The following is a 25,109-nucleotide window of genomic DNA, read 5'->3' as shown; positions in this document are numbered from 1 at the left end:
GTAGCGATAGCAAGCTGATGGTAGCTACAATAAAAGTCTTTGATGTCTTCATAGTGCTTTCCTTATGTTAGCTACCACCATCAATGCTATTTTTTGGCAATCAAAGTCGCACGCATGGGAGCAGGATATCCTTCGACGGTCTTAGTCGAGTCATTAGGATCTAAGAAATCTGCTAACGAATGATAAGTCATCCATTCGGTTTGTCGTTGTTCCTCAGTCGAGGTGACTGCTACATCGACGCAGCGCACATCTGAAAACCCTGCTTTCTCTAACCAGCCAATTAATGCCGCCACCGACGGCAAGAAATAGACGTTATTCATCTGTGCATATCGGTCATGCGGCACCAGTATAGTATTGGCATCACCTTCAATCACCAACGTCTCAAGTACCAACTCACCACCTTTGACTAACTGTCCTTTAAGCTGTTGTAAATGCTCAAACGGTGACTGACGATGATACAGCACTCCCATGCTAAATACGGTATCGAACAGCTGACTGTGCTCAGGTAACGCTTCAAGCGGTACAGGAATATAATGCGTCCGATAGCTACCTGTATCACTAGCGTCTGCGGCACCAATGAAATGACGAATCGCCATAAACTGATGATAAAACAAACATGATGGATCAATAATAATAACCGTATCCGCGCCAGCCCCTGCCATACGCCAGCCATGATAGCCAGAGCCCCCGCCTACATCCAATACCCGGCGACCGTCCAATCTACTTAAATGCGGCGCAACACGTTTCCATTTCCAATCACTATGCCACTCGGTATCAATCTTAATACCTGACTCATCATCGCCGATTTGACCGCCAATTTGAAATGGGCCTTTACGCCATGGCATCAATTGCTTTAATAGTGCCGTTGTTTGTTTGCGCTGAGATTCATTTAGATCTGCCTCAATCGTCAATGTATCACTATCTAGATCGACATTATTGACAGCTAAGTTTGGCAAACGAGCGACTGACGCTTGGTAAGCAGGCGCGTGTGCATAGTTGGCTTTGTCTTTTATATCACCTAGCCATGTTGGTAATTGCTTAAGCCATTCATAAGCGCTCGGCTGCTGCTGTGCCAGCTCTAGTAGGGTTAGATACAATTCGCGTTCGGCGTTGATGATAGTGTCGTTGAGCATAAAAGCAGGTTACCGTGTTAATCAAAAAATATGATTTTTTATATGGTGTGATTAGCACACCAATAATTTATTGTTTCTTTAAAGTATCTATATATAACGGCCTAAACTAGTCAAAATATTAACCCATAGGTAAATACCTTAAGTAGCTAGCTTTGAATAGACTTAACAATCGAAGTGCATTTAGATGTATTCTTAAATAGAGTTCCTAAAATATTTTCTGGAAATTGTGCCTCAAGTTGTTGCTCAACTTCGCTAATCATCGATAATGTTACTTGCTCAATATTGTCCTCATCAGGCTCAAAATCGAAATCATTAAGTTTGCTAATTAGACCTAATGTATGAAATGTTAATTGAGAAATAATCCGATTACCATGAACCAATGTTCCATATTTCTTACCACTTTTCTTCGATAGCTTTTGTATTTCATCTGAGATAACTTTTTCTATAACTCTGTTTATTTTTACACAGTTATAGACGTATATACCTTGTACACTTTGATTGAAAACCTCTTTATAAATACCTTTATCTAAATTTTCGTAAAACTTACCTATACCTCTTTTTGCTTGTGCTGTTAGCGCAGTTTTGTTTTTAGAGCAAATTAATGATATTGTTGCTTCACTGAGATCAAAAGCTCTGTCTGAACTTTCAAAAGATTCAGATCGCATAATCGAATATTCAATACCCTCAATTGATAATTCAGTCTTTATTCTCAACTGTTCAGAGTCTTGAGTAACAAAATCACGATTTTCAATTCTATTCTGTCTATTGTTTGTCCTAGTAACTTGTTCACCAAAGTTCTTAGGTGTGTCATTTAATGAAATTATCCTTAAATGTACTTTCAAATCCTCCATTGGGCGATGAGTGTCAATCTTATAACGTCCAATTGTGCTGACGGTCTGAGCCCCGTTTACTATTGCAACATTAGTTAGCTTAAACTGTCCATAATCTCTACTTGAACCTCCTAACTTACTTTTTTCAATACTGTCGCATATAATGGTAATACCATTATTGAAATACCAAAAATTAGATTGGTTATTTTCAATAGTACTTTCAATCTCTGCATTAACATCTGTCATTCCAAGAACTTGTCTTATATTTTTATCAAATAGCTTAATTCTATAATCTCCCCACCAATCAGCTATTTCGTCACCAGTTACGATGCCATAAAATGCTTTATAGGGCTCAGCAACCATTCCCCAGTTAGTTAGATTCAGTTCCAAATCAATAGGCTCATCACCCGAATTTCTCGCCAAAGATTGATAAACTTTACCTTGAAATAATCTTCTGTAAGTAACAATCTGCTCTTGAGTGTCTTCACCTGTGTTATTCATTTCTGTAAGTAAATCATTAATCTTTCTAGTAGCATGTTCTGCTAAGTCGGATTTGCTATGTGTATCAATTATAATTATTTCATATTTTGTATCATACTCATTTAATGCTTTTTCGATAACGTCGCTTTTAGCCTTAACTTTATCATTAAAACGATCAAATTCAGTATTAAACAAATCTTTAATCCCATCACAAAATTTTGATACATCGCCACTTTTGGGCTCATTTCTCCCTTCTTTGCTCCATTTAGACTGTACAATTACCATTTTTTTACTTAAAGCTGAATAATATAGTGCATCTATCCCATTATCATCAGCCCCATCGACTACAGCATCGGCAGCTTCAGCTATAGTACAATCTAAGGTTAGGTAGACTGCATAAGCAGCAAGGCATCGAGTAAGGAGCTTATCTTCAAAGTTAGGTTCATCTCGATTTAAATCGTCGCAGTTTATATCACTTGCAAAAAGTGATTTTATTTTATTTGCAATTTGGTTGATATGAATAATACTCATGATTTAATTCTCTCTTTATTAAAGACTAATCTATCATTTGTAAGTCTGGCGTAGATACGACAGATAGTAACGGACGGCAGGATTAACTCCCACTATTTACTTAAATGGCCTTATTTAAACGCCACAATAGAGACGAAGTTCAAAAACTGAAACCATGTCAGATGACGCGCAAACCCAACTTGATCTAACCGTGCATGATGCTCATCTAAGGTATCAGTAATGAGGACATTTTCTAACGCATTACGCTTGCCACTGATTTCCATTTCGGTATAGCCATTGGCACGTTTAAAGTCGTAATAACGCTCAACCAACCACGCATCATACTGCTCATCAAATGCATGGGTTTTTTCAGTCAGTACCAATATGCCGCCTTCACTTAATGCCGCATAAATCTTCTCTAATACTGCTACCCTATCTGCAGCTGGCAAAAACTGTAGCGTCAAGTTCAAGATCACCATATCGCACGGCTCAAGCTCAATATCGCGGATATCTGCTGTGATTACTTCGATATCGTGCTCAGGATAATTCTCACTCAGTAGCGTGGTCGCCTCTGTCGTCATCGCTGGTGAGATATCAATTGCTTTAATCTGCAAGTCTTGTGGGTCGAACTCACCCGCTAGCGTCATACTGGCTGCACCCAATGAACAGCCCAAATCATAAACACGACTAACGCGTTGACCGCTATCGCTCTGCTGGCGATACTTGCAATGACGACGGGCGAATATGGGTAGCATCGCCAATACCTGTCCATAACCGGGTACACTGCGGCGAATCATGTCAGGAAAACAAGCCACCACTTGCTCGTCAAACGAAAAGCGTGCGGCCTTATCCAGTGGCGTGGTAAACGGTTTATCAAATAGGGTGTCATGTTTGATAGCAGGCTGGGATTGGCTCATGGGATGACTCATTTTTTAGAATAGAACTGAAATTAAAAATTACTGGATGACTTTTGCTTAGTGGTTTCGCTTGTCATTATCAGTTGATAAAGAAATAAGATAGCAAAAGCCCATTATAACATTACTGTTTGTTACTTATCGCCTTTGGCTTGCCTGCTAAGCTGAATAAATAGTGCCAAGGGTAATGAGGCGTTTGAAAGAAACATTGAAAAACGAGAGCATCACTACCAAATATAGCGCTTAACCCATATTTATAATAATAGGAAAAAATTATGCAAACGATCGTATTAGGTGGCGGCTGCTTCTGGTGCACCGAGTCTGTATTTTTATCGGTAAAAGGTGTGCAATCTGTCGTCTCAGGCTACATGGGCGGCGATGCTGTCTCTGCCAATTATGAAGCTGTCTGTAGTGGTACAACTGGCCATGTCGAAGTCATCAAAGTCGAATTTGATGAGTCTATCGTCCCGTTAGAAGTGATACTCGATGTCTTCTTCGCCACGCATGATCCCACCACGATGGATCGTCAAGGCAATGACGTCGGTAGTCAGTATCGCAGCGTGGTCTTTTACACCGAAGATAGTCAAAAACCGACCGTTGACCGCACCATCAATAAATTACGCGATATGGGCGTTAATGTAGTGACGGAAGTACATCCTGCCGTTGAATTCTATCAAGCAGAAGACTCACATCAAGATTTCTTCAACAGAAACCCAGGACAGGCTTATTGCAACTTTGCAATACCGCCAAAGCTTGCCAAACTGCGTAAAGAATTTAGCAAATATATGGTCAGTTAAATGAGGGTTCGCTAAATTGAATAAGACATTATTTATTCAAAAAGTTTCTTAGCCTAATGTTAGATACTAGCCAAACACTTATACTATAGGTGTTTGGCTTTTTATTATTTATCCCTTAAATATATCAGATAAAGATTAGAACCTTATATATAGAAACTTACAAATAGAGGAATGAAGCATGAACCCTGAGTTTTGGCACAAACGTTGGCAAGAAGGTCGCATTGGATTCAATCAATCTACGGTCAATCCATTGCTGACTGAGTACTTTAACCGCCTCAATCTAACTGCGGGTAGCCGCATTTTTGTGCCGCTTTGTGGTAAATCTATTGATATGGTTTGGCTAGCGACGCAAGGCTATGACGTGGTGGGTATTGAGTTGGTCGAAACAGCCGTACAAGAATTCTTTGCTGAGCAAAACATCGAACCTACTGTCTATCAACAGGCAGACAACCCAATGATTAAATACTATCAAGGTCAGTTGTCAGGACAGACCATCACTTTATGGGTCGCTGATATTTTTGCACTGACCGCTAAAGATATTGGCTCTATTGATGCAGTATATGATAAAGCGGCATTAATCGCCCTGCCAGCTGACATGCATGTGAAATATAGTGAGCAAGTGCGGAAACTTAGTAGCGTTACCAGTAAAGTTGATGGTGCTAACAATAAAATAACACCGCAGCTTTTACTCACGCTAAATTACGATCAGCGTAAAAAGAATGGACCACCCTTCTCTATTAATGGCGAACAATTAGAGCAGTATTATAGCGCTCACTACCAAATCAGTGAGCTAGCAAGCGTGCCTTCTTCTATAGGTTCTGCACCTGATATCACCGTCACAGAACAGGTTTGGCTATTGAGCAATAAATGAACCAAACTCATGTAACTTTTAAAAAGCTGCTAAATCGCAACGGAGAAAATGAATGAAAATGATAGTCGGTCTAATGAGTGTAACTGCTATTCTGCTGGTTGCTCTGGTAGGCCCATTGTATAAGTTTGGCGTTGTAGAGTTAGGCACTGCATTTACGGGGTTTAAATTTGGGTTATTTGCTGGTATCGCAGCATTGGTATTGTTAGCTATTCAGCTATTATTTAAACGCAATACAGCCAGTATTGAGAGCGCACTAGCCTCAGCCGTACTTGCTCTCGCTGCAATCGCTGTCCCGCTCGGCATGATGAATACGGCCAAAAATGTACCACCTATTCACGATATTTCTACCGATTTGGTAAATCCGCCTGAGTTTGTTGCGATTGCTCCACTACGTGCAGATGCGCCAAATCCCGTAGAGTACGCAGGTGCAGAAGCGGCTGAACAACAACGTACTGCCTACCCTGATTTGCAAACATTGACCTATGCTCAATCGAAGCCTGAATTGGTTGAAGCATCCAAACAAGCTATAGAAAGTTTAGGATGGGAGCTTGTAAATACTGATGCCGATAAAGGCATCATCGAAGCAACAGAGACGACTGCTTGGTTTGGTTTCAAAGATGATATCATCATTCGTGTGACTGACAACGATAGCGAGCGCTTAGTTGATATCCGCAGTAAGTCACGAGTTGGACAGAGTGATTTGGGCAAAAATGCGGCGCGGATTCATAGATTTATAGAAGAACTAGATAGTGTGTTAGCTAAATAAACAGGTTATATCTCCTAAAGATAGTCCTCGCGATAAAGTACTGTTTAACGCTTTGCATTTTCAGCTCTATGAAATCCTCTTCTAATCTCACGGCAGCGTCAATTTATCGTAACCATTTATAACCTTGGTACTTCGACAGCTTTTCTTTACTGTTTAGATTGGTTACTCTACGTTAATATCATTTTTTGCCTTTCGATAACTATTTTAACGTTTATAGGATATTTTCATGCGTTTGACTCCTTTTTCTACTTTGTCGCTGCTTAGTGTTGCTGTCGGCATCAGCCTTGCTACCACTGCTCAAGCTGCTCAGCCGCCAGCACCTGATTTATCCAATAGCGAGTTTCAGCAGTGTTTGGACAATCTAAAAAACTCTAGCAAGTTTAGCGGTGTTGATGGTTATACCTTTAATAACTATCGCCCAAGCCAGCCTGATCCTAGTGTCATTCAGTCACTCAACTACCAGCCAGAGTTTCAAAAAGACGTCTGGGACTACTTATCAGCATTGGTAGACAAAGAGCGTGTCGAGGACGGTATCCGAGCCAAGCGTCAATGGGGCTCGACTCTACGTCAAATCGAGTCGCGCTATGGCGTAAAAGCTGAGCATGTGCTCGGTGTCTGGGGCGTAGAATCTAACTTTGGTCAGACGTTAGGTAAAAAACCATTATTTGAGTCTTTAGCGACGTTGTCTTGTTTCGATCGTCGTCAGAGCTACTTTCAAGGTGAGTACGCCAATGCGCTAAAAATCGTGCAAAACGGTGATATCGCACCAAATGATATGACAGGATCATGGGCAGGTGCTTTTGGACAGACACAGTTTATGCCGAGTACTTTCTTAGAATTGGCCGTGGATTTCGATGGTGATGGACGTCGTGATTTGGTCAATAGCGTACCTGATGCACTCGCTTCTACCGCAAACTTCTTGGACAATCGCGGCTATCGTACTGGTGAGCCTTGGGGCTATGAAGTCAAACTACCTGATGGATTTTGGGCCGCTTCGAATCGTAAAGACAAAAAGTCGATAAGCCACTGGCGTGACCAAGGTCTGACATTGGCTAATGGCAGTCCGCTACCATATGATTTGAGCAGTGCAGGCTTATTATTACCCGCTGGTATGGAAGGCCCTGCTTTCTTGGTGGGCAAAAATTTCGACACTTTCTACTCTTATAACGCCTCAGAAAACTACGCACTGGCTATCGCACACTTATCAGATCTAATCACTCGCGAAGACAGCAGCAAAACAGACTTTATCACTGCGTGGCCGACAGACGATCCTGGTATCAGCCGCCAGCAGGCCAAAGACATTCAGCAAGCTTTGCTAAATGCCGGTTATGACATTGGCGGTGTAGATGGCATCATCGGAGACAATACTCGTACCGCTATCCAGCAATATCAGACTAGTCGCGGTATTTTCCCAGCTGACGGACGCGCAGGCCAGAAGTTCTATCGCGCCATCGTTGGCAATGCAGCGCCGAGTCAAACTCAATACGGGCAGCCTGCAAACAGCAAACCTCTGAATCCTGCACCCGCCGATCGCATGGGACAATTGATTCAGCAGCAAACGACTGCTCCTAGTAGCTACTCATCTCAACCATCAGTGAGCTCCTCAACTTCTAGTAATACACGTTATCGCCGCGTTACTGATGCCGATGGCACTATCAAACTTGTTCGTATAGACCAAGGTTCATAGTAGTAAGATAAGTGATGCTATTTAAATGCATCAAAAAAGCCACGCTAACGATAGCGTGGCTTTTTTATTTATAGATAATTATTAATAGAACTTATCTCATCTTCTCAAAATACGTATCTAGACGATAGGTGGTGGCTTAGGCTGACCATTGTCACCATTCCAATTTTCGCGAGCTTTGTCGTCTAAATCGGCAGCCGTTTTTGGCTCCCACTTACCGTTTTCTTTCCAAGTCGCATCGCCCCAATCTTCATCTTCGGCTTTACTGTCTAAATCTTTGTAGGCCTTGCTAGGATCTATACCGCGACGTTTCATATCTGCTACTTGCTCTTCTAACGTATGAAACTGATCAGCATCATGCATAGACTTTTCTAGACCATCGATCTCTCTTTTTAGTTCGTCATTTTTAGCATTGCTCATCGTACGCTCTCCCTAATTATTAATATTATAGTTCTCATTCTAAAATAGTTAACGTTGTTAATACTGCTAACTAACTGACTTTATTATTACGGGTCTGAGGAAGATTCACAAGCATTGCACGTATGCTTTGTATTACAAAACGTAGTCGTGATGCGAGAGTGGACGTTTTAGATGGCTATTTTTGAACGCGCTAGTGAATAATTACTCGTCTTGTTTATTCGTATTTGAGGTATGATTTTGCAGTAGGTTTTTTGCGTAGAAGGTAAGCTTCCATAGCTCTTGTGATACCCGCGTGCCATAAGTCATTAGTTGTATCCAATTTGCACCGACTAGCTGACGTTGCAAATTATTGATATCAGCTTGAGAGATTTGGCAGCGTGAGACAGCATGAACGTTTGGCATCTCTTTTTTAATGTCTACTTCCGCTTTAGCGGTAATCAAACGATTGATGGCATTTTGCAAGCCATAGCTCGAAAAAGTAGACGGTATTCTCATGAGTGTCATGAGTATCTCGTGCCACGAGAGTGTGAGTGATCTGGTTACGTCCGTTAGATTGCCACCCTCATAAGCCTGAGCACTATATTGAATCTCAAAAAACTCCGTTAACTCAATTGGCTCACTAACCTTATCCGATATAAAGTCTTCTTCATCAGGACTGTTTTTCTCTACCTCGGTAGTACTAGGTAATACATCGACTGGCTTCTCATACACGACCTTTTTACTAGTCGTATTCTCTTCGTCGTTCGCTCTGACCCAGCCACCTACCATTTTATTATTGGCGACGGCATTATAGTGAGCCTGTACTAGCAATGGCTCAATATCTTCTTCCGTATCATAGTAATGTAGCTGGTTGTCTTGCTTGGTGACTAACTTAATAAACTCTTGAAGTTGTCGGCTGATAACAGCGTCTGGAGAGTGGTTTTTGACCAGAACAATTAGCGGCTTAAGCTTCGCTTTGGCATTTAGATAACTTAAGTGCATTTGGCTAACGCCGTTTTTTTGCACAGTCCCGTAGCTGTCGCCAACGATCATAACTGCGTAATCACAAGAATCAATACACTGGCGCCCATAAAAAGAGGCTTTAGATAATTTACTAGAAACATCATAGGTCAGAAATGCGCGCGCCTGAAAAAATATCGCTAAGCTGTCTAGAACCAACAACTGGTCATTGTCAGCGCATATAATATGAATATGATAGCGACGATTCGGCACAATTACCTCTAAGCGTAGGTCGTGACATAAAAAGGATAGGATGTAAAATAGAACACAAAAATCTTGTCTTGCTCAGCCTAGCATACTCTTAGCTTGAAAAGATGCACTCAATTTATTTTAACTGAGTCAGCGTTGCATACAGCGTATTGATATCACTAGCTTTGATAATAACTAATGAGAGTAGTATTGCAATGCCATTTCTGTACCGAGTAAGCGCTCAACTAAAGCGCATAGTCTATCACTATATTTAGTGGCATGAAAAGTTAATGGCGGTCTAGTAATGGTATTTTTCTTACTGGTTTTTTGTGACAGATTTTCTTGTTTTTCACTCATCAATGATGCAGATAAGTTGTTTGCAATCAATAGCTGTCTAACTCGTTCAGCAATCGCTTGACCAGAATCAATGACTTGTATTGATAGCTGCTGCTGTACAATCTCATCCAATAAGAATGTCTTAAAAAACGGATAATGTGTACATCCCAGCACTAACTGATCGACACCTTCATTAGCAAATATCTGTACCAGTTTACGTAATCTTTCAGCGGTCTCGTCTTGTTCTGACATACCTGCTTCTACCCAAGGTACCAGTTGCGGATCAAAATACTTAGTGACTACTGTGTTATTAGGTTGAGCAAAATTGATGATAACATCATTTAATAAGGTGCCATTCAAAGTCGCTTTGGTTGCTAGCACCGCTACATGACCACTCTTACTCGCCAATACCGCAGGCTTTAATGCAGGGACAAGACCCACAATAGGTATATGTGGATAACAGCGTCGGGCAGTATCTAGCGCATATGCTGAGGCGCTGTTACACGCAATAACTATTAGCTTACAGCCTTGCTTATGTAACCACTCTACGGCTTTTAGCGTTAGCATTTCAATATCTTCGCTGTCACGATTGCCATAAGGTACATTTAATGTATCAGCATAATATATATAATGCTCAGTAGGCAGCTGCTGTGCTAAATGCAAGTAAACAGATAAGCCGCCAACACCAGAATCAAACACGCCAATGGGCGCGCTACGGTTTTTATCGCTTACAACTGTATTACCAGCATGTTTATTGACATCTACTAGATTCATAGCTTTGAGACTCTGATCAACAGATATATCGACACACGGTCTGAGTTTTTCGACTGTCTGGTTTTTGATATCCATCTTTATGCTAATGCCATTATCATATTCTTCATCAATCTCATTACCCAGTTAAATGCGCTATATATATGTTGCGTGTATGGCGTTACTCTACGTCAGCTATCTATCAACTACCTTTATACGATAGGAATTTTTCAGACTAATAGAATCAAGCTATATTATAAAATTATAGCACTCATCGGCATACAGCAATTAATAGATAAACATAATACTTAATCAGTAGGCATCGATAATGAATAAGACTGCCCACCACTCTGTAGCGTCAATATCGTCTTACCATTTTCTTCTGATAATGCTCCAATTTCAGTCAGGTGATAAAAAGTATTGCGGCCGATAAGTGCGGTTAAGCCATTTCTGACCATCATGTAAGGGCGTACCTGTTCTGTAGACGCTAATTCCTGAGAATCTGCAACATCGTCAGCTGTACTCATTTGATTCGCTTGATCGCTTTCACTAAAGTCACTGTTATTGAAGTCGCTTTCACTAAAGTCGCTTTCACTAAAGTCGCTCTTATTAGAATCGCTCTTATTAGAATTATACGCCTTTAATACAATCGAATGCTCATCGTCTAAGCGAACCACATCCCCTGTCGTCGTTGTAAACTCTAACCAACTCATATCATCTTCATGGACAATACCAACATCGTTTATCAGAAGTGGTGCATCTTCAACTTGGATACGGATTTTCTGTACAGGGGTCTTTAAAAAGTACTCAGTAGTGCCATTATTCTCTTCTTTCCATAGTATCGTGGCAAACAAGCTGACCAATGACTCACGGGTCATTTGCCCGCCTTCATGCCACCATTCTCCGTTTGCTTTGATAATCAAATCCATATCAGCAATATCTTCAGGATGCCATTTTTCAAGCGGTGGTATCGCACGCCCTTCGCGAGTCCCTTTCGTAGACTTAATATACTGGCTTAATGCATCTAAATTATCTAAGCTATCTAGGCTATAAGGCTTACTGGTCGGGGCTTCTGCTATTTTCTCATAGCTGTCTTCAGTACTATTATTATCGTTATTCATTATTAATTCCTTTATTTAGTATTCAAAGTTTGGCTTATCTATTATTACTATAAATTTTTGTTTCAGGTATGATGAAACTTTATCGTTATAACAACCTCATTTTCTTAACATTACCTTAGCATCGATACTCATAAATGCGTATCGTGTTTGTAGGACTTTTCTTTTATAATGAGTAACGATTTTTTATTGAAATGGTCAAGTGGGTGTTGTATTGATGACACATCTTACGTTATACGTTGATATCCTTAGACAAATTGGTATTAACCATAACAGGTCAATTGATGCCGCAAAGACAGTTTTATCGGGCAGCCATATGTCTGAGTGACGTTAGCGCCGCAAGTCTATTATTCAGTTGTTAAGCTAATGATGCCCTGAGATAAGCCACTAAAAGTTTAGGAGTAGGTATGCAAGAGCAAGACAATCAAACGCCAGTTATTGATGGTAATACTGTGAATGCTGACGCACCAGTAGCGACAGAGACCGCAACGCTAGATAAAGTAGAACCAGTCGTAGCGCCAGTTGCCGCGGAACCTGAAGTCGAACGCGAATCAATGGAGTTCGATGTCATCATTGTTGGCGGTGGACCTGCAGGTCTGTCTGCTGCCATACGTTTGCGCCAGCTCGCAATTGAAGCTGGTAATGATGAGTTTATGGTTTGTGTGGTCGAAAAAGGCTCTGAGTTTGGTGCCCATACGTTGTCTGGTGCAGTCATCGAGCCACGCGCTCTAAATGAGCTAATCCCTGACTGGAAAGAAAAAGGCGCACCGCTTAACGTGCCAGCGACAGAAGATCGTTTCTATTATTTGAACTCTGCTACACGCTCAACTAAAGTGCCTGACTCTTTGATTCCAGGTCCGATGCACAACGATGGCAACTATATTGTCTCGCTAGGTAATGTCGTTCGTTGGTTGGCCGTACAGGCAGAAGAGCTTGAAGTTATGATGTTCCCAGGCTTCCCTGCCGATGACATCCTATACAATGACGACGGTTCGGTCCGAGGTGTATTAACGGGTGATATGGGTGTGGCGGCCAATGGTGAAGCCAAGCCAAGTTTTGAGCCTGGTTATGAGCTTCTTGCCAAATACACTATTTTTGCGGAAGGTAGCCGTGGACATTTAGGCAAACGCTTAATCAGCCGCTTCGATCTAGATAAAGACTCTGATCCTCAGCATTATGGTATCGGTCTAAAAGAGCTATGGGAAGTTGAGCCTGAAAAGCATGAGCAAGGTGTTGTCATGCATGGTCTTGGCTGGCCATTGACTGAAACTGGCTCTACTGGCGGCTGGTGGTTATACTTTGATGAAAACAACCAAGTAAGCTTTGGTCTTGTGGCCGATTTGTCTTACCACAACCCTTATATGTCTCCATTTGATGAAATGCAGCGCTTAAAAACACATCCTGTTATCAAAAATGTTTTAGAAGGCGGTAAGCGTATTTCTTATGGCGCCCGTGCGTTGACCAAAGGTGGTCTAAACTCACTACCGAAGTTCACCTTCCCAGGTGGCGTGTTGGTAGGTGATGATGCTGGTTTCTTAAACCCAGCAAAAATCAAAGGCACACATACTTCTATGAAGTCAGGCATGCTCGCAGCCGAAGCTATCTTTGAGGCGCTGCAAGCTGAACGTCAGCATGATGAAGTGGTTGCTTATATCACAATGTACAAAGAGTCATGGTTGTATCAAGATAACTATGAGTCGCGCAACTTCTCACCTGCGATTCACCGTATGGGTCTGTTCATGGGCGGCGCTTTCACCTTTATCGAGCACAACTTGCTAAAAGGTAAAATGCCATTCACTTTGCATGACAACATCCCAGATTACGATCAGTTGGAGCGTGCTAATCATGCTTATCAACCAACCTATCTTAAGCCTGATGGTAAGCTGGTATTTGACAAGTTATCGTCAGTATTTATCTCTAACACCAACCATGCAGAAGATCAGCCAACGCATCTAAAACTTACTGATCCAACGGTACCTATCTCAATCAACTTACCGTTGTACGCTGAGCCTGCGCGTCTATACTGCCCAGCGGGTGTGTATGAAGTCGTCAAAGATGCTGAGGGTGCCAAGTTTGTTATCAATGCGCAGAACTGTGTACATTGTAAGACCTGTGATATCAAAGATCCTTCACAGAACATCACTTGGGTAACACCAGAAGGTGGCGGTGGTCCAAACTATCCAAACATGTAAATCAGAATAATTCTGGTTTGAGCTGGTACAGTTAATATCATTAAAACTGTACTCCAATAAAAACCGCCCTTCTCTGCATAAGAGTCGGGCGGTTTTTTAATGCTTAGAACAAGCTAGTTTTACCAATCAATTCTGCTTAATCTGTCCAAGCATCACGGTTGGCTTCATCTCTAAGTTTTACAAAGTTATCAGGATCAAACTTAATCTGATCGCCTGTTTTACCCTCTTTTACCTGACGCTCATAGTCACGTAGTATTCTTAGCGCTACAGGAGACAACAGCAAGATTGCCACTAAGTTGACCAAGGCCATCAGACCCATAGACAAGTCAGCGAAGTTCCATATAGCAGGTAGGCTAGCAACAGACCCAATAAATACCATACCTAACACTAGGAAGCGGAAAACCATAATCATCACTTTGGCGTTTTTGGCACCAGAGATAAATTCAAGATTTGACTCACCGTAGCTATAGTTGGCGATGATAGACGTAAATGAGAAGAAGAAAATCGCAATCGCCACGAACACCACACCTAGGTCACCCACATACTGCGATAAGGCCAACTGAGTTAACTGAATACCTTCTTGCTCGACATTAGGGTCGACCACACCAGACAAAATAATAATCGACGCCGTCGCGGTACAAATGATAAGGGTATCCATAAATACGCCAAGCATTTGCATGAAACCCTGCACTGCTGGATGATCAGGATGACTCTTTGCCGTTGCTGCAGCATTCGGCGCTGAACCCATACCTGCTTCGTTAGAAAACAAGCCACGTTTGATACCGTTAATCATTGCCTGCGCAATACCATAACCGATGACACCGCCTGCTGCCTGCTCAAAGCCAAATGCTGATTTTACAATCAACGCGATCGCTGCTGGGAATTGACTGAAATTAGTCACGATAATGAATAGCGCTAGCAAGATGTACAAGATAGCCATCACTGGTACGATTTTACCTGCGATACGAGCTACTGAGCGTAAACCACCGAATACCACTGGCGCTACCAGTACTACCAATACCAAACCTGTCATCCACGTTGGCACACCAAAGGCTTCGTTGGTCGCTTGAGCGATGGTATTGGATTGTACGCCATTAAATGCCAAACCAAAGGCCACTAACAAACATAATGAGAAAAACACGGCAAGCCAGCGCTTGCCTAGACCTTTTTCGATGTAATAAGCAGGGCCACCGCGGTACACATTATCGTTGTGCGGTACTTTATATGCCTGTGCTAAGGTTGACTCGATAAAGCTGGTCGACATACCGACCAGTGCCGTCATCCACATCCAGAATACAGCACCTGGTCCACCTAGATAGATTGCAATTGCCACACCTGCCAAGTTACCAGTACCAACACGCGCGGCCAGCGACGTCATCAATGCTTCAAATGAGCTAATACCACCATCTTTGCGTCCTTGGTTGGACACGCGTAGCAACTTCCACATATGACCAAAATGACGAAACTGAATAAAACGTGTCACGACGGTGAAGTAAAGACCCGCACCAATTAGTAAGAACATCAGTAATCCATACCAAGGGTTACTAGCAATCAGCCAATCGTTGTTACCCCAGATAATACCGACACCATAATTTACGATGTTATTAAACCAACCTACTATCCCTTCGTTCATATGGGCTCCTTATTCATTCTTTATACGCGTTACTTAAGTTTTATATCGATATCATATTTTGGTTACCATGGACTATATAAGCCTCTGTGCAAAATACCTGATACCAAAAAGACACGTGCATAATATAGATATTGAGCGACATGCGACCATCACGTTTGCTTATCGACTTCATATAACTATTTTCAAAATAAATAATGCTTATGTTTCATCTTATATAGAATAGATTAAGTGATAATTTAATCGTATAAATTACTCGGTTGCCGTAACGTTAGGTTCTTTAATAAATATTTAGCAAACTAATTTTTAGTAATTTACTTATTATTTATGCGTAGTAGTTTGCAATTATCTTTATTAAACCGTGCTAATATAAATTCTATATCCGTTTAGACTGTTTTATGGTTATCGAAGCTATTAATCAGTACAAGAAGCACAACAGGTTAGCGTGTTAAAAAGATTAAAACTCTTGTCAGGAAGACGAGATTGTTAAAAAGACACTGGATAGTCCACCCTTCTGTCTTCCTCAAGAAACGTTATTTTTGCCATTCGATGGTTTAGGTCAATACGATGCTTAAATAGTTAACTACTTTTATTTGAAGTAGAGAATTACCGAGCATTAAACGTACTATCACGCATCATCGTTTTCACTATATAAAGCAGTACCTGACTATTTTTTATACTTTTCGTGGTAAGAAATAATCGCAGTTCTTTTTATATGGTTGATATTTTTTAGGTAAGACAAAAGGAGTTGTCCTATGGAAAACCACAACGATCCATCTGGATATTGGCGCGCCAATATTCGTCTCATTCTCGGCAGCTTGGTTGTTTGGGCGCTATGCTCATATGGCTTTGGTATCTTGTTTCGTCCATTGTTAGCTGGTATCAAAATCGGTGGTACTGATCTGGGCTTTTGGTTTGCTCAGCAAGGATCCATTGGTATATTTATCATCCTAATTTTCTTTTACGCTTGGCGTATGAATAAGTTAGACAAACAATATGGCGTAGACGAGGAATAGCCCCATGAGTCAATTTGTAATTAATCTTATTTTTGTGGGTCTATCCTTCGCTCTCTATTTCGGTATCGCGATTTGGGCTCGTGCTGGTTCAACCAGTGAATTTTATGTTGCTGGTGGTGGTGTCCATCCGGTCGTTAACGGTATGGCAACAGCTGCTGACTGGATGAGTGCGGCGTCATTTATCTCAATGGCAGGTCTTATTGCTGCTAGTGGTTATGGCGCTTCTACCTATTTGATGGGTTGGACTGGCGGTTACGTTCTGCTAGCGATGCTTTTAGCGCCTTATTTACGTAAGTTCGGTAAGTTCACGGTTCCTGATTTTATCGGCGATCGTTTTTACTCAAAAACGGCTGCTATGATTGCTGTGGTCTGTTTGATTACCGCATCGACCACTTACGTTATCGGTCAGATGACCGGTGCTGGTGTTGCATTCTCGCGCTTCTTAGAAGTTGAGAGTAGTACTGGTCTTATCATTGCGGCTATTGTTGTCTTCTTCTATGCCGTACTTGGTGGTATGAAAGGGATTACCTATACGCAGGTTGCACAGTATGTGGTTCTGATGATTGCCTATACTATTCCTGCTGTCTTTATTTCACTTGAGTTGACCGGTAACCCGATTCCAGGCCTTGGTTTGTTTTCAAACCATGTCGAGTCAGGTGTCCCTATTTTGACTAAGCTTAACCAAGTTGTGACTGACTTAGGATTTGCCTCTTATACGGCTGACGTTCCTAACAAGCTAAACATGGTGCTATTTACCTTGACGCTAATGATCGGTACAGCAGGTCTACCACACGTTATCATTCGTTTTTTCACGGTACCTAAAGTGGCTGATGCACGTTGGACAGCAGGTTGGACACTGGTATTTATCTCGCTACTATACTTTACTGCTCCAGCAGTAGGTGCTATGGCTCGTCTAAACCTAATTGACACCGTTTACCCACAAGGGGTTGCAGAAGCGCCTCTAGAATATGATCAACGTCCAGACTGGATGATGACATGGGAAGAAACAGGTCTTATCAAGTATAACGATCTAAACAATGATGGTCGTATTCAGTTGTACAGTGATAGTGGGTTAGGTGCTGCTCAGATCGCCCTTAATACTGCTCAAACTGACGGTGGCGATGTTGCTGCAGCAACTGCAGCGGTAGAAACCGCTCGTATTGCACATGATGCAGAGCTTGATGGTCGTTTTGCTAACGCTGGATGGGCAGGTAACGAGCTTGATGTTAACGCTGATATCTTAGTTCTAGCGAATCCAGAAATTGCACAGCTTCCACCATGGGTTATTGGTCTGATTGCTGCAGGTGGTTTGGCAGCAGCACTATCAACCGCTGCAGGCCTACTGCTCGCAATTTCATCAGCCATCAGTCATGACTTGATCAAACGTAACTTAAACCCAAATATCACTGATAAACAAGAGCTAAAATATGCTCGTATCACTATGGGTGTGGCGATTGTAGTAGCAACTTACTTAGGTATGAATCCGCCAGGGTTTGCCGCACAGGTCGTAGCACTGGCCTTCGGTATTGCTGCCTCTTCATTGTTCCCTGTGTTAATGATGGGTATTTTCTCTAAACGCATCAACAATCTTGGCGCTATTGCAGGTATGTTGACTGGTTTAATAGTCGTTCTTGTCTATATCTTTATGTTCAAAGGTTGGTTCTTCATCAGTGGTACAGCGAACTTCCCTGATACTGAAGAGTACTGGTTATTTGGTATCTCACCACTATCATTTGGTGCAGTTGGTGCATTGCTTAACTTCATCGTAGCATTCGCTGTATCTTATGCTACTGCGCCACCACCAGCACATATTCAAGAGCTGGTTGAGAGCGTACGTTCTCCACGTGGCGCTGGCGGTGCGGTCGACCACTAAGCTCACAACTGAGGATATATCTTCTGTTACTATATATCACTCACAGGCAGTAGCTGCTTGTGGGTGATTTTTTTATCCTATAGCTATAATAACTAAATTTTAGATTTTTACTTTATCTAAGAGGTTCAATTAGACACATCTAACGCATTAAGGAATATTTTATGCTTTTTGAGTTTATCGCTACCATCGCTGCCGCATTTGGTATGGCTGGACTAGCACTTATCATAACTCACCTCAGCAAACTGGCAGGCAAAAGTGCACCTAAATGGCTGATTCCCTTATTTGCTGCTATTGGGATGTTTGCATTCCAGATAAACCAGGAATACAGCTGGTATGGTCAACAAGTGCGAGATCTGCCAGAAGGCGTAGAAGTCGTCAAAACAGCAGAAAGCACGGAATGGTTCCGCCCATGGTCTTATGCTAAACCACAAATATTACGTTTTATCGCTGCCGATACTGGAAATACTAGTGTGCAAGTAGACAACCCAAATATATATTTATTCAATTTATATTTATTTGAAAGACGAAGAAGTGTAGAGAAAGTTCCACAAGTTATCGATTGCAGTGTTCCTGCGCGTGCAGATTACGTTATACCAGAAAAAGGTAACACACTGACGGTGAATGAACATGTTAAACAGACCACTGCGTGGCGAGAGCTGACTACAGACGATCCTTTATTTATCAAAATCTGTACTGATGAAATCGTCTGATCCTATAACGCTTAGTACGGTTATGATTATGCTGGTTCATTAAATACTGACATCCAGTTGCTTTTAATAGCGTTGAGAAGCGGCTGAATAAGTATGCTTTGAATTAGCTCCTAGCAATAGCCCAGCGCACAAGCCACCAAAATGTGCCGCAAATGAGATGCCTTGTTGCGGCATCAACCCTTGCTTGATGGTCAGCCAATAGCCAGTTCCCATGACAATACAAGCAATCAGATAACCCCAACGCCGCGCAAATATAGCTCCGCCTATCATATAACCTAACATTGCAAAACAAAGCCCTGATGCGCCGATATGGATAGAAGATGGCGACCCGATAACCCAAGTGACCAGTCCTGAGGCGACCACCAGTTTAATTACCGTGCGATAAGCATTCTTTTCAAACAGTCCAAACAAAAACAAAATCTGTAATAGCGTCACCGTATTGCCAGTCAAATGCGACAAATTGCCATGCATGGTCCATGAAGCGAATACCCCTATCATACTACCCACATCTAAAGCACGCGGTACAATACCAAAGATATTCCACATACCAAATAAGGCCACTTCATTTAGAAAAAACATGCCCCACATCGGTATAAGCACAAAAGCATACAGTCCAATGACCTGCTTTATCCGCACGACAATTAAGTTAAGCAACTGCTGCCAATTCATATACCATCCTATCCTTATTACCTAAATTTTTTATACCTACTTAATGATTTACAGCAAATAGTGGGTGCACAGCAGGTTTGAATGATAACAATGATGCATCCTCATCAGCAGTGAGATAGTTGTCACCATGCAATAATGACGTCGAATGATAAGGAACCAAGGCCGTAGGAATAAATCGACGTGCTGCGTCAATGTGCTTGATTGAATCATCAAAGAAGATATGCGGCGCAAATGTTCTGAGTACCGCTGTTTTCTCTAATCCTCCCAAAAAAAATGCCATATCAACATTCACGCCCCACTCTCGTAATGTCTTGATAGCCCGTAAGTCAGCTGGTGCATTGCGCGCGGTCACCAGCGCAATTTTTATTGGCGAGTATTTTAAACCAGCAGGTAGGCGCTCTTGCAGATTTGACAATTTAATCAATAATTCAGCATAAGGGCCTTTTTCAATTGGCAAATCACGCATTTGTACTTCACGATCATGAAAGGCTCGTAGCCCTTTTTGTTTGTATAGCAGTTCACCTGAATCATCAAAAAGCACTGCATCCCCATCAAAGGCAATGCGCAGCTGCTCAGTATCTAACTCATAAGTGTTCACAGGCGTAGCGTCTAGTATGGCACAGGCACAGATATTAGCATCCGCAACTTGCTGGGCATCGTCGCGATTGGTGGTCAAGAATAGGTCCACATTAAAGTCTTTGATATAAGGCGCAACAGAGCTACCTGAAACAAAAGCAGAACGGGAGATATTAATATCATGTTCTAGAATTGCATTAAGTACCTGAATACCTGTATCTGGACTACTTTTTGAGACGATAACGACTTCGACCAATGGTGTTTCAATGTCTGATTCTTGTCCATCGTTATTATCACAATATTTATTTAGGTTTAGTAACGCTTTAATTAGCGGATAACCTGCACCAATATTCAAGGGGTCATTTTCACGCTCGGTCATGTACTCCCTAAATTCTTTTATAGCACTTGCAGGTCGTTGCTCTAGCAGCTCTAGCAAATAGTTTTCTGACTCAGTCAAATCAAAAAGTGCCGTCGCAGAAATTGCGACGATAAGCGTATTACTAAAATCGACAGCCATGACTATCTCTACTTATAAAGTTATATAGGAAAATGGATGAAAACCAGTTTACTACATTCACAGGCCTTTATAACACTAAGAAAAGTTATCACCATGCAGCGTCATGGATTGTGAGTTTGTAAAATGTTCCTCTCTTAATTCTTAGACAAAATATCAGATACTAAAAAAGCCACACTGCTTTATTAGCAATATGGCTGTATACAATAACTTATAAGCTATGGTTTAAGTTTTAGTTTAGGTTCAGCCTACCCGAGCAGCACAAGCGAGATCGCAGGGAACATCACCAAGATAACCAAACGGATCACATCAGAGACAATGAATGGTGCCACCCCGCGGAACATATCGCTCAGCTTAATGTGCGGTGCCATCGCCTTAATCACAAAGATATTCATCCCCATCGGCGGCGTAATCAAACCAAGCTCCACCGTCAATACCGCAATGATGCCAAACCAGACCGGATCAAACCCTAACGCTAGAATGATGGGATATACCACGGGAATGGTGATTACTAGCATCGCTAAGGCATCCATGAACAATCCCAATAGGAAGTACATGAATAGAATACAGATCAGCACAATCATTGGACTGACCGCCAATCCACCGATCCAAGATGCCAAGGTATAAGACAAGCGTGAGACTGAAATAAAGTATCCCAATGCCTCTGCACCCAGTAGCATAAAGAACACCACGGCAGAGAGCGCTAGCGTCTCAATCAATGACTGCTTGAGACCATCTAGACGCATGCCTTTAGCAAAGGCATAAGCCCATGAGACAAACGCCCCTACTGCGGCGCCTTCTGTTGGGGTAAATAGCCCAAAGAAGATACCGGCAATAATCACAATAAAGATAAAGCTAAATGGTATCAGACCAGTCAGTGACAGTAGCTTGGCTTTCCAAGACGTTTTCTCACCACGTTTTGCTAAATGCGGTTTCCAGCGCACCATAATCATGACCGTGATGGAATACATCACCATGCCGAGCATACCGGGTAAGAAGCCAGCGATGAACATGTCACCCACTGACTGCTGGGTTAAGATGGCATAGACCAGTAGCGCAATACTGGGCGGAATCATAATACCAAGCGTACCGCCAGCGGCTAAGATACCGCAGGCAAACCCTGGCTGATAGCCGTACTTCTCCATTTGCGGTAGCGCGACTTTGGTCATGGTAGAGGCAGTGGCAAGTGACGAGCCTGAGATAGAGGCAAAGATACCGGATGAACCAATGCCTGCAATACCAAGACTGCCCCTTACCCCGCCAAATATGGTCCGGGTGGCTTCAAAGAGTTTACCTGCCATGCCCGAGTGGGTAGCAAACACACCCATGAGAATAAATAAGGGAATGGCACTAAAGTCATACTTTGCTAAGACATCGACTGGGATGTCTTTGAGCATTTGTAAGGCACCACTAGGCGCGGTAACCGCACCAAAACCTACTAGACCCACACCTAACATGGCAAGTGCGACGGGTACGCGTAGGACGACAAGCAAGATCATGACCACTAGGCCAATCGCACCGATAATTTCTGGACTCATGCGCCTGTCTCCTCGGCGTCAAAGAATTCGCCTGTCTTAAATATGTTGATAGATTCGATCAATGAGCGTATGGCTAGAAAAGCACTTAACAAGGCACTGATCAGGTAGATAGGCATCATAGAGAGTCTTAAGTCTTGGGTAACTTTCCCAAACTCCATAGCGTCAATGGCACTCTCGTAGAGTCCCCATGAGAAGACGATACCGATGACGAAGAAGCCCAGCATAAAGATAGCCATGAGGTAGCCCTTGATAGATTGGGGCATTTTCTGGGTGAAGACGTCGACGATGATTTGTGAGCGTTCAACGAAGGCAGCAAAGGCAGCGAGTAATGCAAATAGCATGAAGTAGGAGACGATCTCTACACTGCCTTTGACGGTAAAGCCAAACTCACCGCCGGTGAGTTTGAATATGTAGCGCGCGCTGACGTCGAGCATGGTGGTTAGTACGATGATGATGAGACTGATCCCACCAATGAACTGGCATAATCTAGAGATTAAGACGCTGAGCTTGACTAAAAATGCCATGTGACACCTCCAATAGGTTAAACCTTACAGGCAGCACTGGCAGCTTTTGCTTTTTCATAGACACTATCAGCATCCAAACCCAAAGCATTAACATCCTTTAGATATTTTTGTGTTCCTCTTTCAAGTGGCCCTTTCCAGTCTGGATCATTTAATGGATCAGGAATTTCGATAATTTCATCACCTTTATCTTTAGCAGCTTGAATTGCCATTTGGTCATGTTTATCAAACACTTCACCGACCTTATTAGCTAATGCCATCCCTGAGTTTTTATCCAAAACTTGTTTTAGATCATCAGGTAAGTTGTCATATTTGTCCTTATTCATCGTGACCATAAGCGCTGAACTATAGAAAGGAATATTGGTATGATACTTGGTAATCTCATCAATTTTAAACGCTGTTACTGCTTCCCAAGGGAAACTCAAACCATCAACAACGCCGCGCTGTAACGAGGTATACATATCATTAGCAGGTAAACCTACTGGCGAGGCACCAGCGCTTTCAATAATATCACCAGCAACAGCTGAAGGACGGCGAATACGCATACCTTTCATGTCTTCAGGTGTTCGAATTAGCTTATCAGTTGTATGAAGCGCCCCAGGTCCAGCCCCGTACATAAATAATAAATGTGAGTCTTCGTATTCACCTGCTAAAGTACCGTCATCATATAAGGTCTGTAGCATACAGCCCATTTGAGTTGCTGAATTTGATAAACCTGGAAGTTCAGTAATCTGAGTCAAAGGAAAGCGACCGTTGGTATAACCATGCGCTTGTGAACCGATATCGATCGTACCTTTAGCAGCAGATTCATAAGTAACGTCTGCTTTAGCAAGACCCGCTGATGGATAAAGCTCCACTTTTAGACGACCATTAGAATCTGTTTCTATCTGTTTTGCCCAAGGCTCGAAGACTTCTTTACTGATAGATGAGGTTGCTGGCCAAAAATGTGAAAACCGTAGTACGGTAGTTTCTTGAGAAGTAGCTGATGAACCATCAGTCGTATCAGCAGACTGGTTAGAACAGCCAAGAAGACTAATAGCGGCTAAAGCACCAATTGAAAAAAGAGGAGCTAACTTCATTATCAATTCCTTTTGATAATTATGAGAATAGGAGTAATGTGTTACGAGCAGACAATTTGATTCATCCTAGATTAAATTGTCTACAAGGTTTAGATATATTTTTTACACACCTGTAATAAAAATACAGTTTAAAATTAGCAGCTATAATGATAGAAGTCAAATCATTTTGAGCATATTATAAAGGATATATTCATATTATAAATATAATCTTAATACTTGAATTGTCTATATAGATAATAGTAAAAAGTAAGCAGAATAAAATAATTCCTCATAAAAAAGCTCTCAGCCTGCTACGCAGTTGAGAGCTTTTTTTGTAAATATCATATGAATATATAGAAACTGATATAAGCATTTAGATAAATAATAATAGCGATGAAGCGCTACTTTTCCATTTGCCACTTATCATCTACCCACACAGCATCGTTATCATCTAGATGTACATGCCATTCTGCATCAGTTACCGCAAGACGAATCTCAGTCAAACATTGTAGCCAATGCTCTAAGGTATACATAAGATCTTTTACATCCATACTAGCAGGTAGCTTTGTAGCTCCTGCTAATATGACCTCTGACTCACTATCATCATATGCATAGAGATCGAAAGTCTCTGCATCATCTGCATGCTCGAATTTGTCATTATATTCATTAACTATTGACGCAACCTTTTCTTGCTCCTGTTGAGTCAAGAGAGTAGAACGTTCAGCAGTATAGTAGAGTGGAACGCCCATAATATGCTCCAAAATAAATGACAAATAGTAGATTCTAAAAGTGAATAAATAGTATCACATCAAACTGATTTGTAGGAAGGTTTGAGTTTTGACCGAAGTATCTAGTGCTAAACCTCCTGAAACCGAGCACCGTCACCAAATATAATTATTTTACTGAATGAGATTGGCGGCTGTTAATCTAAGAATTATCACCAAACTGCTGACAAAGAAAAGCCCCCTTTGGGTTAGCAAAGGGGGCTTTATCTAGAATAGAGAGCTGACGATGA

General features: G+C 41.9%; 22 protein-coding genes. 8 read left to right on the top strand and 14 right to left on the bottom strand.

From position 1 onward, the window contains the following. Positions 1-86 precede the first annotated feature (86 nt). The 3 genes from cmoB to cmoA all read right to left on the bottom strand — a co-directional run bounded on the left by cmoB (position 87) and on the right by cmoA (position 3,882). The gene (gene cmoB / locus QO187_RS11010; RefSeq protein WP_371548365.1) at positions 87-1,133 is read right to left on the bottom strand and encodes a tRNA 5-methoxyuridine(34)/uridine 5-oxyacetic acid(34) synthase CmoB; all 1,047 of its coding nucleotides are present in this window, start codon (positions 1,131-1,133) and stop codon (positions 87-89) included. A gap of 146 nt (positions 1,134-1,279) precedes the next feature. Further along, a complete protein-coding gene (locus QO187_RS11005) occupies positions 1,280-2,974 on the bottom strand; it encodes an AIPR family protein (RefSeq protein ID WP_371548363.1) in 1,695 nt (564 codons plus the stop codon). A 110-nt stretch (positions 2,975-3,084) separates the two neighbouring features. After that, positions 3,085-3,882 (bottom strand): carboxy-S-adenosyl-L-methionine synthase CmoA, encoded by a 798-nt coding sequence (gene cmoA / locus QO187_RS11000; RefSeq protein WP_371548361.1) that lies wholly within the window; start codon positions 3,880-3,882, stop codon positions 3,085-3,087. Between the two features lie 260 nt (positions 3,883-4,142). On the opposite strand from cmoA, the gene msrA reads away from it, so the two are divergent. The 4 genes from msrA to QO187_RS10980 all read left to right on the top strand — a co-directional run bounded on the left by msrA (position 4,143) and on the right by QO187_RS10980 (position 7,988). Next, positions 4,143-4,664: a peptide-methionine (S)-S-oxide reductase MsrA gene (gene msrA / locus QO187_RS10995; RefSeq protein ID WP_057761837.1), complete on the top strand. Its 522-nt coding sequence runs from the start codon at positions 4,143-4,145 to the stop codon at positions 4,662-4,664. Positions 4,665-4,842: 178 nt separating this feature from the next. Further along, positions 4,843-5,535 (top strand): thiopurine S-methyltransferase, encoded by a 693-nt coding sequence (gene tmpT, locus QO187_RS10990; protein WP_371548358.1) that lies wholly within the window; start codon positions 4,843-4,845, stop codon positions 5,533-5,535. 52 nt (positions 5,536-5,587) lie between these two features. Beyond that, positions 5,588-6,301: a DUF1499 domain-containing protein gene (locus QO187_RS10985; protein ID WP_371548357.1), complete on the top strand. Its 714-nt coding sequence runs from the start codon at positions 5,588-5,590 to the stop codon at positions 6,299-6,301. A 226-nt stretch (positions 6,302-6,527) separates the two neighbouring features. After that, positions 6,528-7,988 carry a lytic murein transglycosylase gene (locus tag QO187_RS10980; RefSeq protein ID WP_371548356.1) on the top strand — a complete coding sequence of 487 codons (1,461 nt, stop codon included), beginning with the start codon at positions 6,528-6,530 and terminating at the stop codon, positions 7,986-7,988. A 117-nt stretch (positions 7,989-8,105) separates the two neighbouring features. Here the strand turns inward: QO187_RS10980 and QO187_RS10975 are convergent, their stop codons facing one another. From QO187_RS10975 to QO187_RS10960, 4 genes are all read right to left on the bottom strand, one after another. Then, on the bottom strand, positions 8,106-8,405 hold the full coding sequence (locus QO187_RS10975; protein ID WP_057761845.1) for a hypothetical protein: 300 nt from the start codon (positions 8,403-8,405) through the stop codon (positions 8,106-8,108). 201 nt (positions 8,406-8,606) lie between these two features. Beyond that, positions 8,607-9,617: a DUF4062 domain-containing protein gene (locus QO187_RS10970; RefSeq protein ID WP_371548354.1), complete on the bottom strand. Its 1,011-nt coding sequence runs from the start codon at positions 9,615-9,617 to the stop codon at positions 8,607-8,609. A gap of 171 nt (positions 9,618-9,788) precedes the next feature. After that, the gene (gene murI / locus QO187_RS10965) at positions 9,789-10,703 is read right to left on the bottom strand and encodes a glutamate racemase (RefSeq protein ID WP_371548378.1); all 915 of its coding nucleotides are present in this window, start codon (positions 10,701-10,703) and stop codon (positions 9,789-9,791) included. Positions 10,704-10,987: 284 nt separating this feature from the next. Next, positions 10,988-11,800: a DUF1285 domain-containing protein gene (locus tag QO187_RS10960; RefSeq protein ID WP_102093500.1), complete on the bottom strand. Its 813-nt coding sequence runs from the start codon at positions 11,798-11,800 to the stop codon at positions 10,988-10,990. Positions 11,801-12,351: 551 nt separating this feature from the next. Here QO187_RS10960 and QO187_RS10955 point away from each other — a divergent pair. Then, on the top strand, positions 12,352-13,989 hold the full coding sequence (locus tag QO187_RS10955) for an electron transfer flavoprotein-ubiquinone oxidoreductase (RefSeq protein ID WP_371548376.1): 1,638 nt from the start codon (positions 12,352-12,354) through the stop codon (positions 13,987-13,989). Positions 13,990-14,125: 136 nt separating this feature from the next. Here the strand turns inward: QO187_RS10955 and QO187_RS10950 are convergent, their stop codons facing one another. Beyond that, a complete protein-coding gene (locus tag QO187_RS10950; RefSeq protein WP_102093499.1) occupies positions 14,126-15,622 on the bottom strand; it encodes a sodium:alanine symporter family protein in 1,497 nt (498 codons plus the stop codon). A 752-nt stretch (positions 15,623-16,374) separates the two neighbouring features. Here QO187_RS10950 and QO187_RS10945 point away from each other — a divergent pair. From QO187_RS10945 to QO187_RS10935, 3 genes are all read left to right on the top strand, one after another. Beyond that, the gene (locus QO187_RS10945; RefSeq protein ID WP_101205298.1) at positions 16,375-16,635 is read left to right on the top strand and encodes a DUF4212 domain-containing protein; all 261 of its coding nucleotides are present in this window, start codon (positions 16,375-16,377) and stop codon (positions 16,633-16,635) included. Between the two features lie 4 nt (positions 16,636-16,639). Next, a complete protein-coding gene (locus tag QO187_RS10940; RefSeq protein ID WP_101205297.1) occupies positions 16,640-18,508 on the top strand; it encodes a sodium:solute symporter family protein in 1,869 nt (622 codons plus the stop codon). Positions 18,509-18,669: 161 nt separating this feature from the next. Continuing rightward, positions 18,670-19,218 (top strand): hypothetical protein, encoded by a 549-nt coding sequence (locus QO187_RS10935; RefSeq protein WP_102093497.1) that lies wholly within the window; start codon positions 18,670-18,672, stop codon positions 19,216-19,218. A 63-nt stretch (positions 19,219-19,281) separates the two neighbouring features. Here the strand turns inward: QO187_RS10935 and QO187_RS10930 are convergent, their stop codons facing one another. The 6 genes from QO187_RS10930 to QO187_RS10905 form a co-directional block, all read right to left on the bottom strand. Then, on the bottom strand, positions 19,282-19,887 hold the full coding sequence (locus QO187_RS10930) for a rhomboid family intramembrane serine protease (protein ID WP_114701886.1): 606 nt from the start codon (positions 19,885-19,887) through the stop codon (positions 19,282-19,284). A 40-nt stretch (positions 19,888-19,927) separates the two neighbouring features. Continuing rightward, positions 19,928-20,980 carry a 5'-nucleotidase gene (locus QO187_RS10925; RefSeq protein WP_160023294.1) on the bottom strand — a complete coding sequence of 351 codons (1,053 nt, stop codon included), beginning with the start codon at positions 20,978-20,980 and terminating at the stop codon, positions 19,928-19,930. 245 nt (positions 20,981-21,225) lie between these two features. Beyond that, entirely contained in the window at positions 21,226-22,515 is a 1,290-nt protein-coding gene (locus QO187_RS10920; protein ID WP_371548352.1) for a TRAP transporter large permease, read from the bottom strand. Continuing rightward, positions 22,512-23,039: a TRAP transporter small permease gene (locus QO187_RS10915; protein ID WP_201508194.1), complete on the bottom strand. Its 528-nt coding sequence runs from the start codon at positions 23,037-23,039 to the stop codon at positions 22,512-22,514. Before QO187_RS10915 ends, QO187_RS10920 begins: the two co-directional genes overlap by 4 nt. A 17-nt stretch (positions 23,040-23,056) precedes the next feature. Next, complete coding sequence (locus QO187_RS10910; RefSeq protein ID WP_114701987.1) at positions 23,057-24,115, bottom strand: TRAP transporter substrate-binding protein; 1,059 nt, start codon at positions 24,113-24,115, stop codon at positions 23,057-23,059. Positions 24,116-24,495: 380 nt separating this feature from the next. Further along, positions 24,496-24,843 (bottom strand): hypothetical protein, encoded by a 348-nt coding sequence (locus QO187_RS10905; protein ID WP_371548351.1) that lies wholly within the window; start codon positions 24,841-24,843, stop codon positions 24,496-24,498. Positions 24,844-25,109: the final 266 nt, after the last annotated feature.

It is taken from the genome of Psychrobacter sp. Arc9 (assembly GCF_041431295.1).
Taxonomy (GTDB): Bacteria; Pseudomonadota; Gammaproteobacteria; order Pseudomonadales; family Moraxellaceae; genus Psychrobacter.
This window is presented reverse-complemented; position numbering and strand designations above follow the sequence as displayed.

Coding starts and splice junctions, on each gene's coding strand:
- QO187_RS10920 (WP_371548352.1), bottom strand. CDS start 22,515: ATGAGTCCAGAAATTATCGGTGCGATTGGCCTAGTGGTCATGATCTTG.
- QO187_RS10940 (WP_101205297.1), top strand. CDS start 16,640: ATGAGTCAATTTGTAATTAATCTTATTTTTGTGGGTCTATCCTTCGCT.
- QO187_RS10950 (WP_102093499.1), bottom strand. CDS start 15,622: ATGAACGAAGGGATAGTAGGTTGGTTTAATAACATCGTAAATTATGGT.
- QO187_RS10980 (WP_371548356.1), top strand. CDS start 6,528: ATGCGTTTGACTCCTTTTTCTACTTTGTCGCTGCTTAGTGTTGCTGTC.
- tmpT (WP_371548358.1), top strand. CDS start 4,843: ATGAACCCTGAGTTTTGGCACAAACGTTGGCAAGAAGGTCGCATTGGA.
- QO187_RS10945 (WP_101205298.1), top strand. CDS start 16,375: ATGGAAAACCACAACGATCCATCTGGATATTGGCGCGCCAATATTCGT.
- QO187_RS10960 (WP_102093500.1), bottom strand. CDS start 11,800: ATGAATAACGATAATAATAGTACTGAAGACAGCTATGAGAAAATAGCA.
- QO187_RS10985 (WP_371548357.1), top strand. CDS start 5,588: ATGAAAATGATAGTCGGTCTAATGAGTGTAACTGCTATTCTGCTGGTT.
- QO187_RS11005 (WP_371548363.1), bottom strand. CDS start 2,974: ATGAGTATTATTCATATCAACCAAATTGCAAATAAAATAAAATCACTT.
- QO187_RS10925 (WP_160023294.1), bottom strand. CDS start 20,980: ATGGCTGTCGATTTTAGTAATACGCTTATCGTCGCAATTTCTGCGACG.
- QO187_RS10955 (WP_371548376.1), top strand. CDS start 12,352: ATGGAGTTCGATGTCATCATTGTTGGCGGTGGACCTGCAGGTCTGTCT.
- QO187_RS10930 (WP_114701886.1), bottom strand. CDS start 19,887: ATGAATTGGCAGCAGTTGCTTAACTTAATTGTCGTGCGGATAAAGCAG.
- QO187_RS10975 (WP_057761845.1), bottom strand. CDS start 8,405: ATGAGCAATGCTAAAAATGACGAACTAAAAAGAGAGATCGATGGTCTA.
- cmoB (WP_371548365.1), bottom strand. CDS start 1,133: ATGCTCAACGACACTATCATCAACGCCGAACGCGAATTGTATCTAACC.
- msrA (WP_057761837.1), top strand. CDS start 4,143: ATGCAAACGATCGTATTAGGTGGCGGCTGCTTCTGGTGCACCGAGTCT.
- QO187_RS10905 (WP_371548351.1), bottom strand. CDS start 24,843: ATGGGCGTTCCACTCTACTATACTGCTGAACGTTCTACTCTCTTGACT.
- murI (WP_371548378.1), bottom strand. CDS start 10,703: ATGAATCTAGTAGATGTCAATAAACATGCTGGTAATACAGTTGTAAGC.
- QO187_RS10910 (WP_114701987.1), bottom strand. CDS start 24,115: ATGAAGTTAGCTCCTCTTTTTTCAATTGGTGCTTTAGCCGCTATTAGT.
- QO187_RS10915 (WP_201508194.1), bottom strand. CDS start 23,039: ATGGCATTTTTAGTCAAGCTCAGCGTCTTAATCTCTAGATTATGCCAG.
- QO187_RS10935 (WP_102093497.1), top strand. CDS start 18,670: ATGCTTTTTGAGTTTATCGCTACCATCGCTGCCGCATTTGGTATGGCT.
- cmoA (WP_371548361.1), bottom strand. CDS start 3,882: ATGAGTCATCCCATGAGCCAATCCCAGCCTGCTATCAAACATGACACC.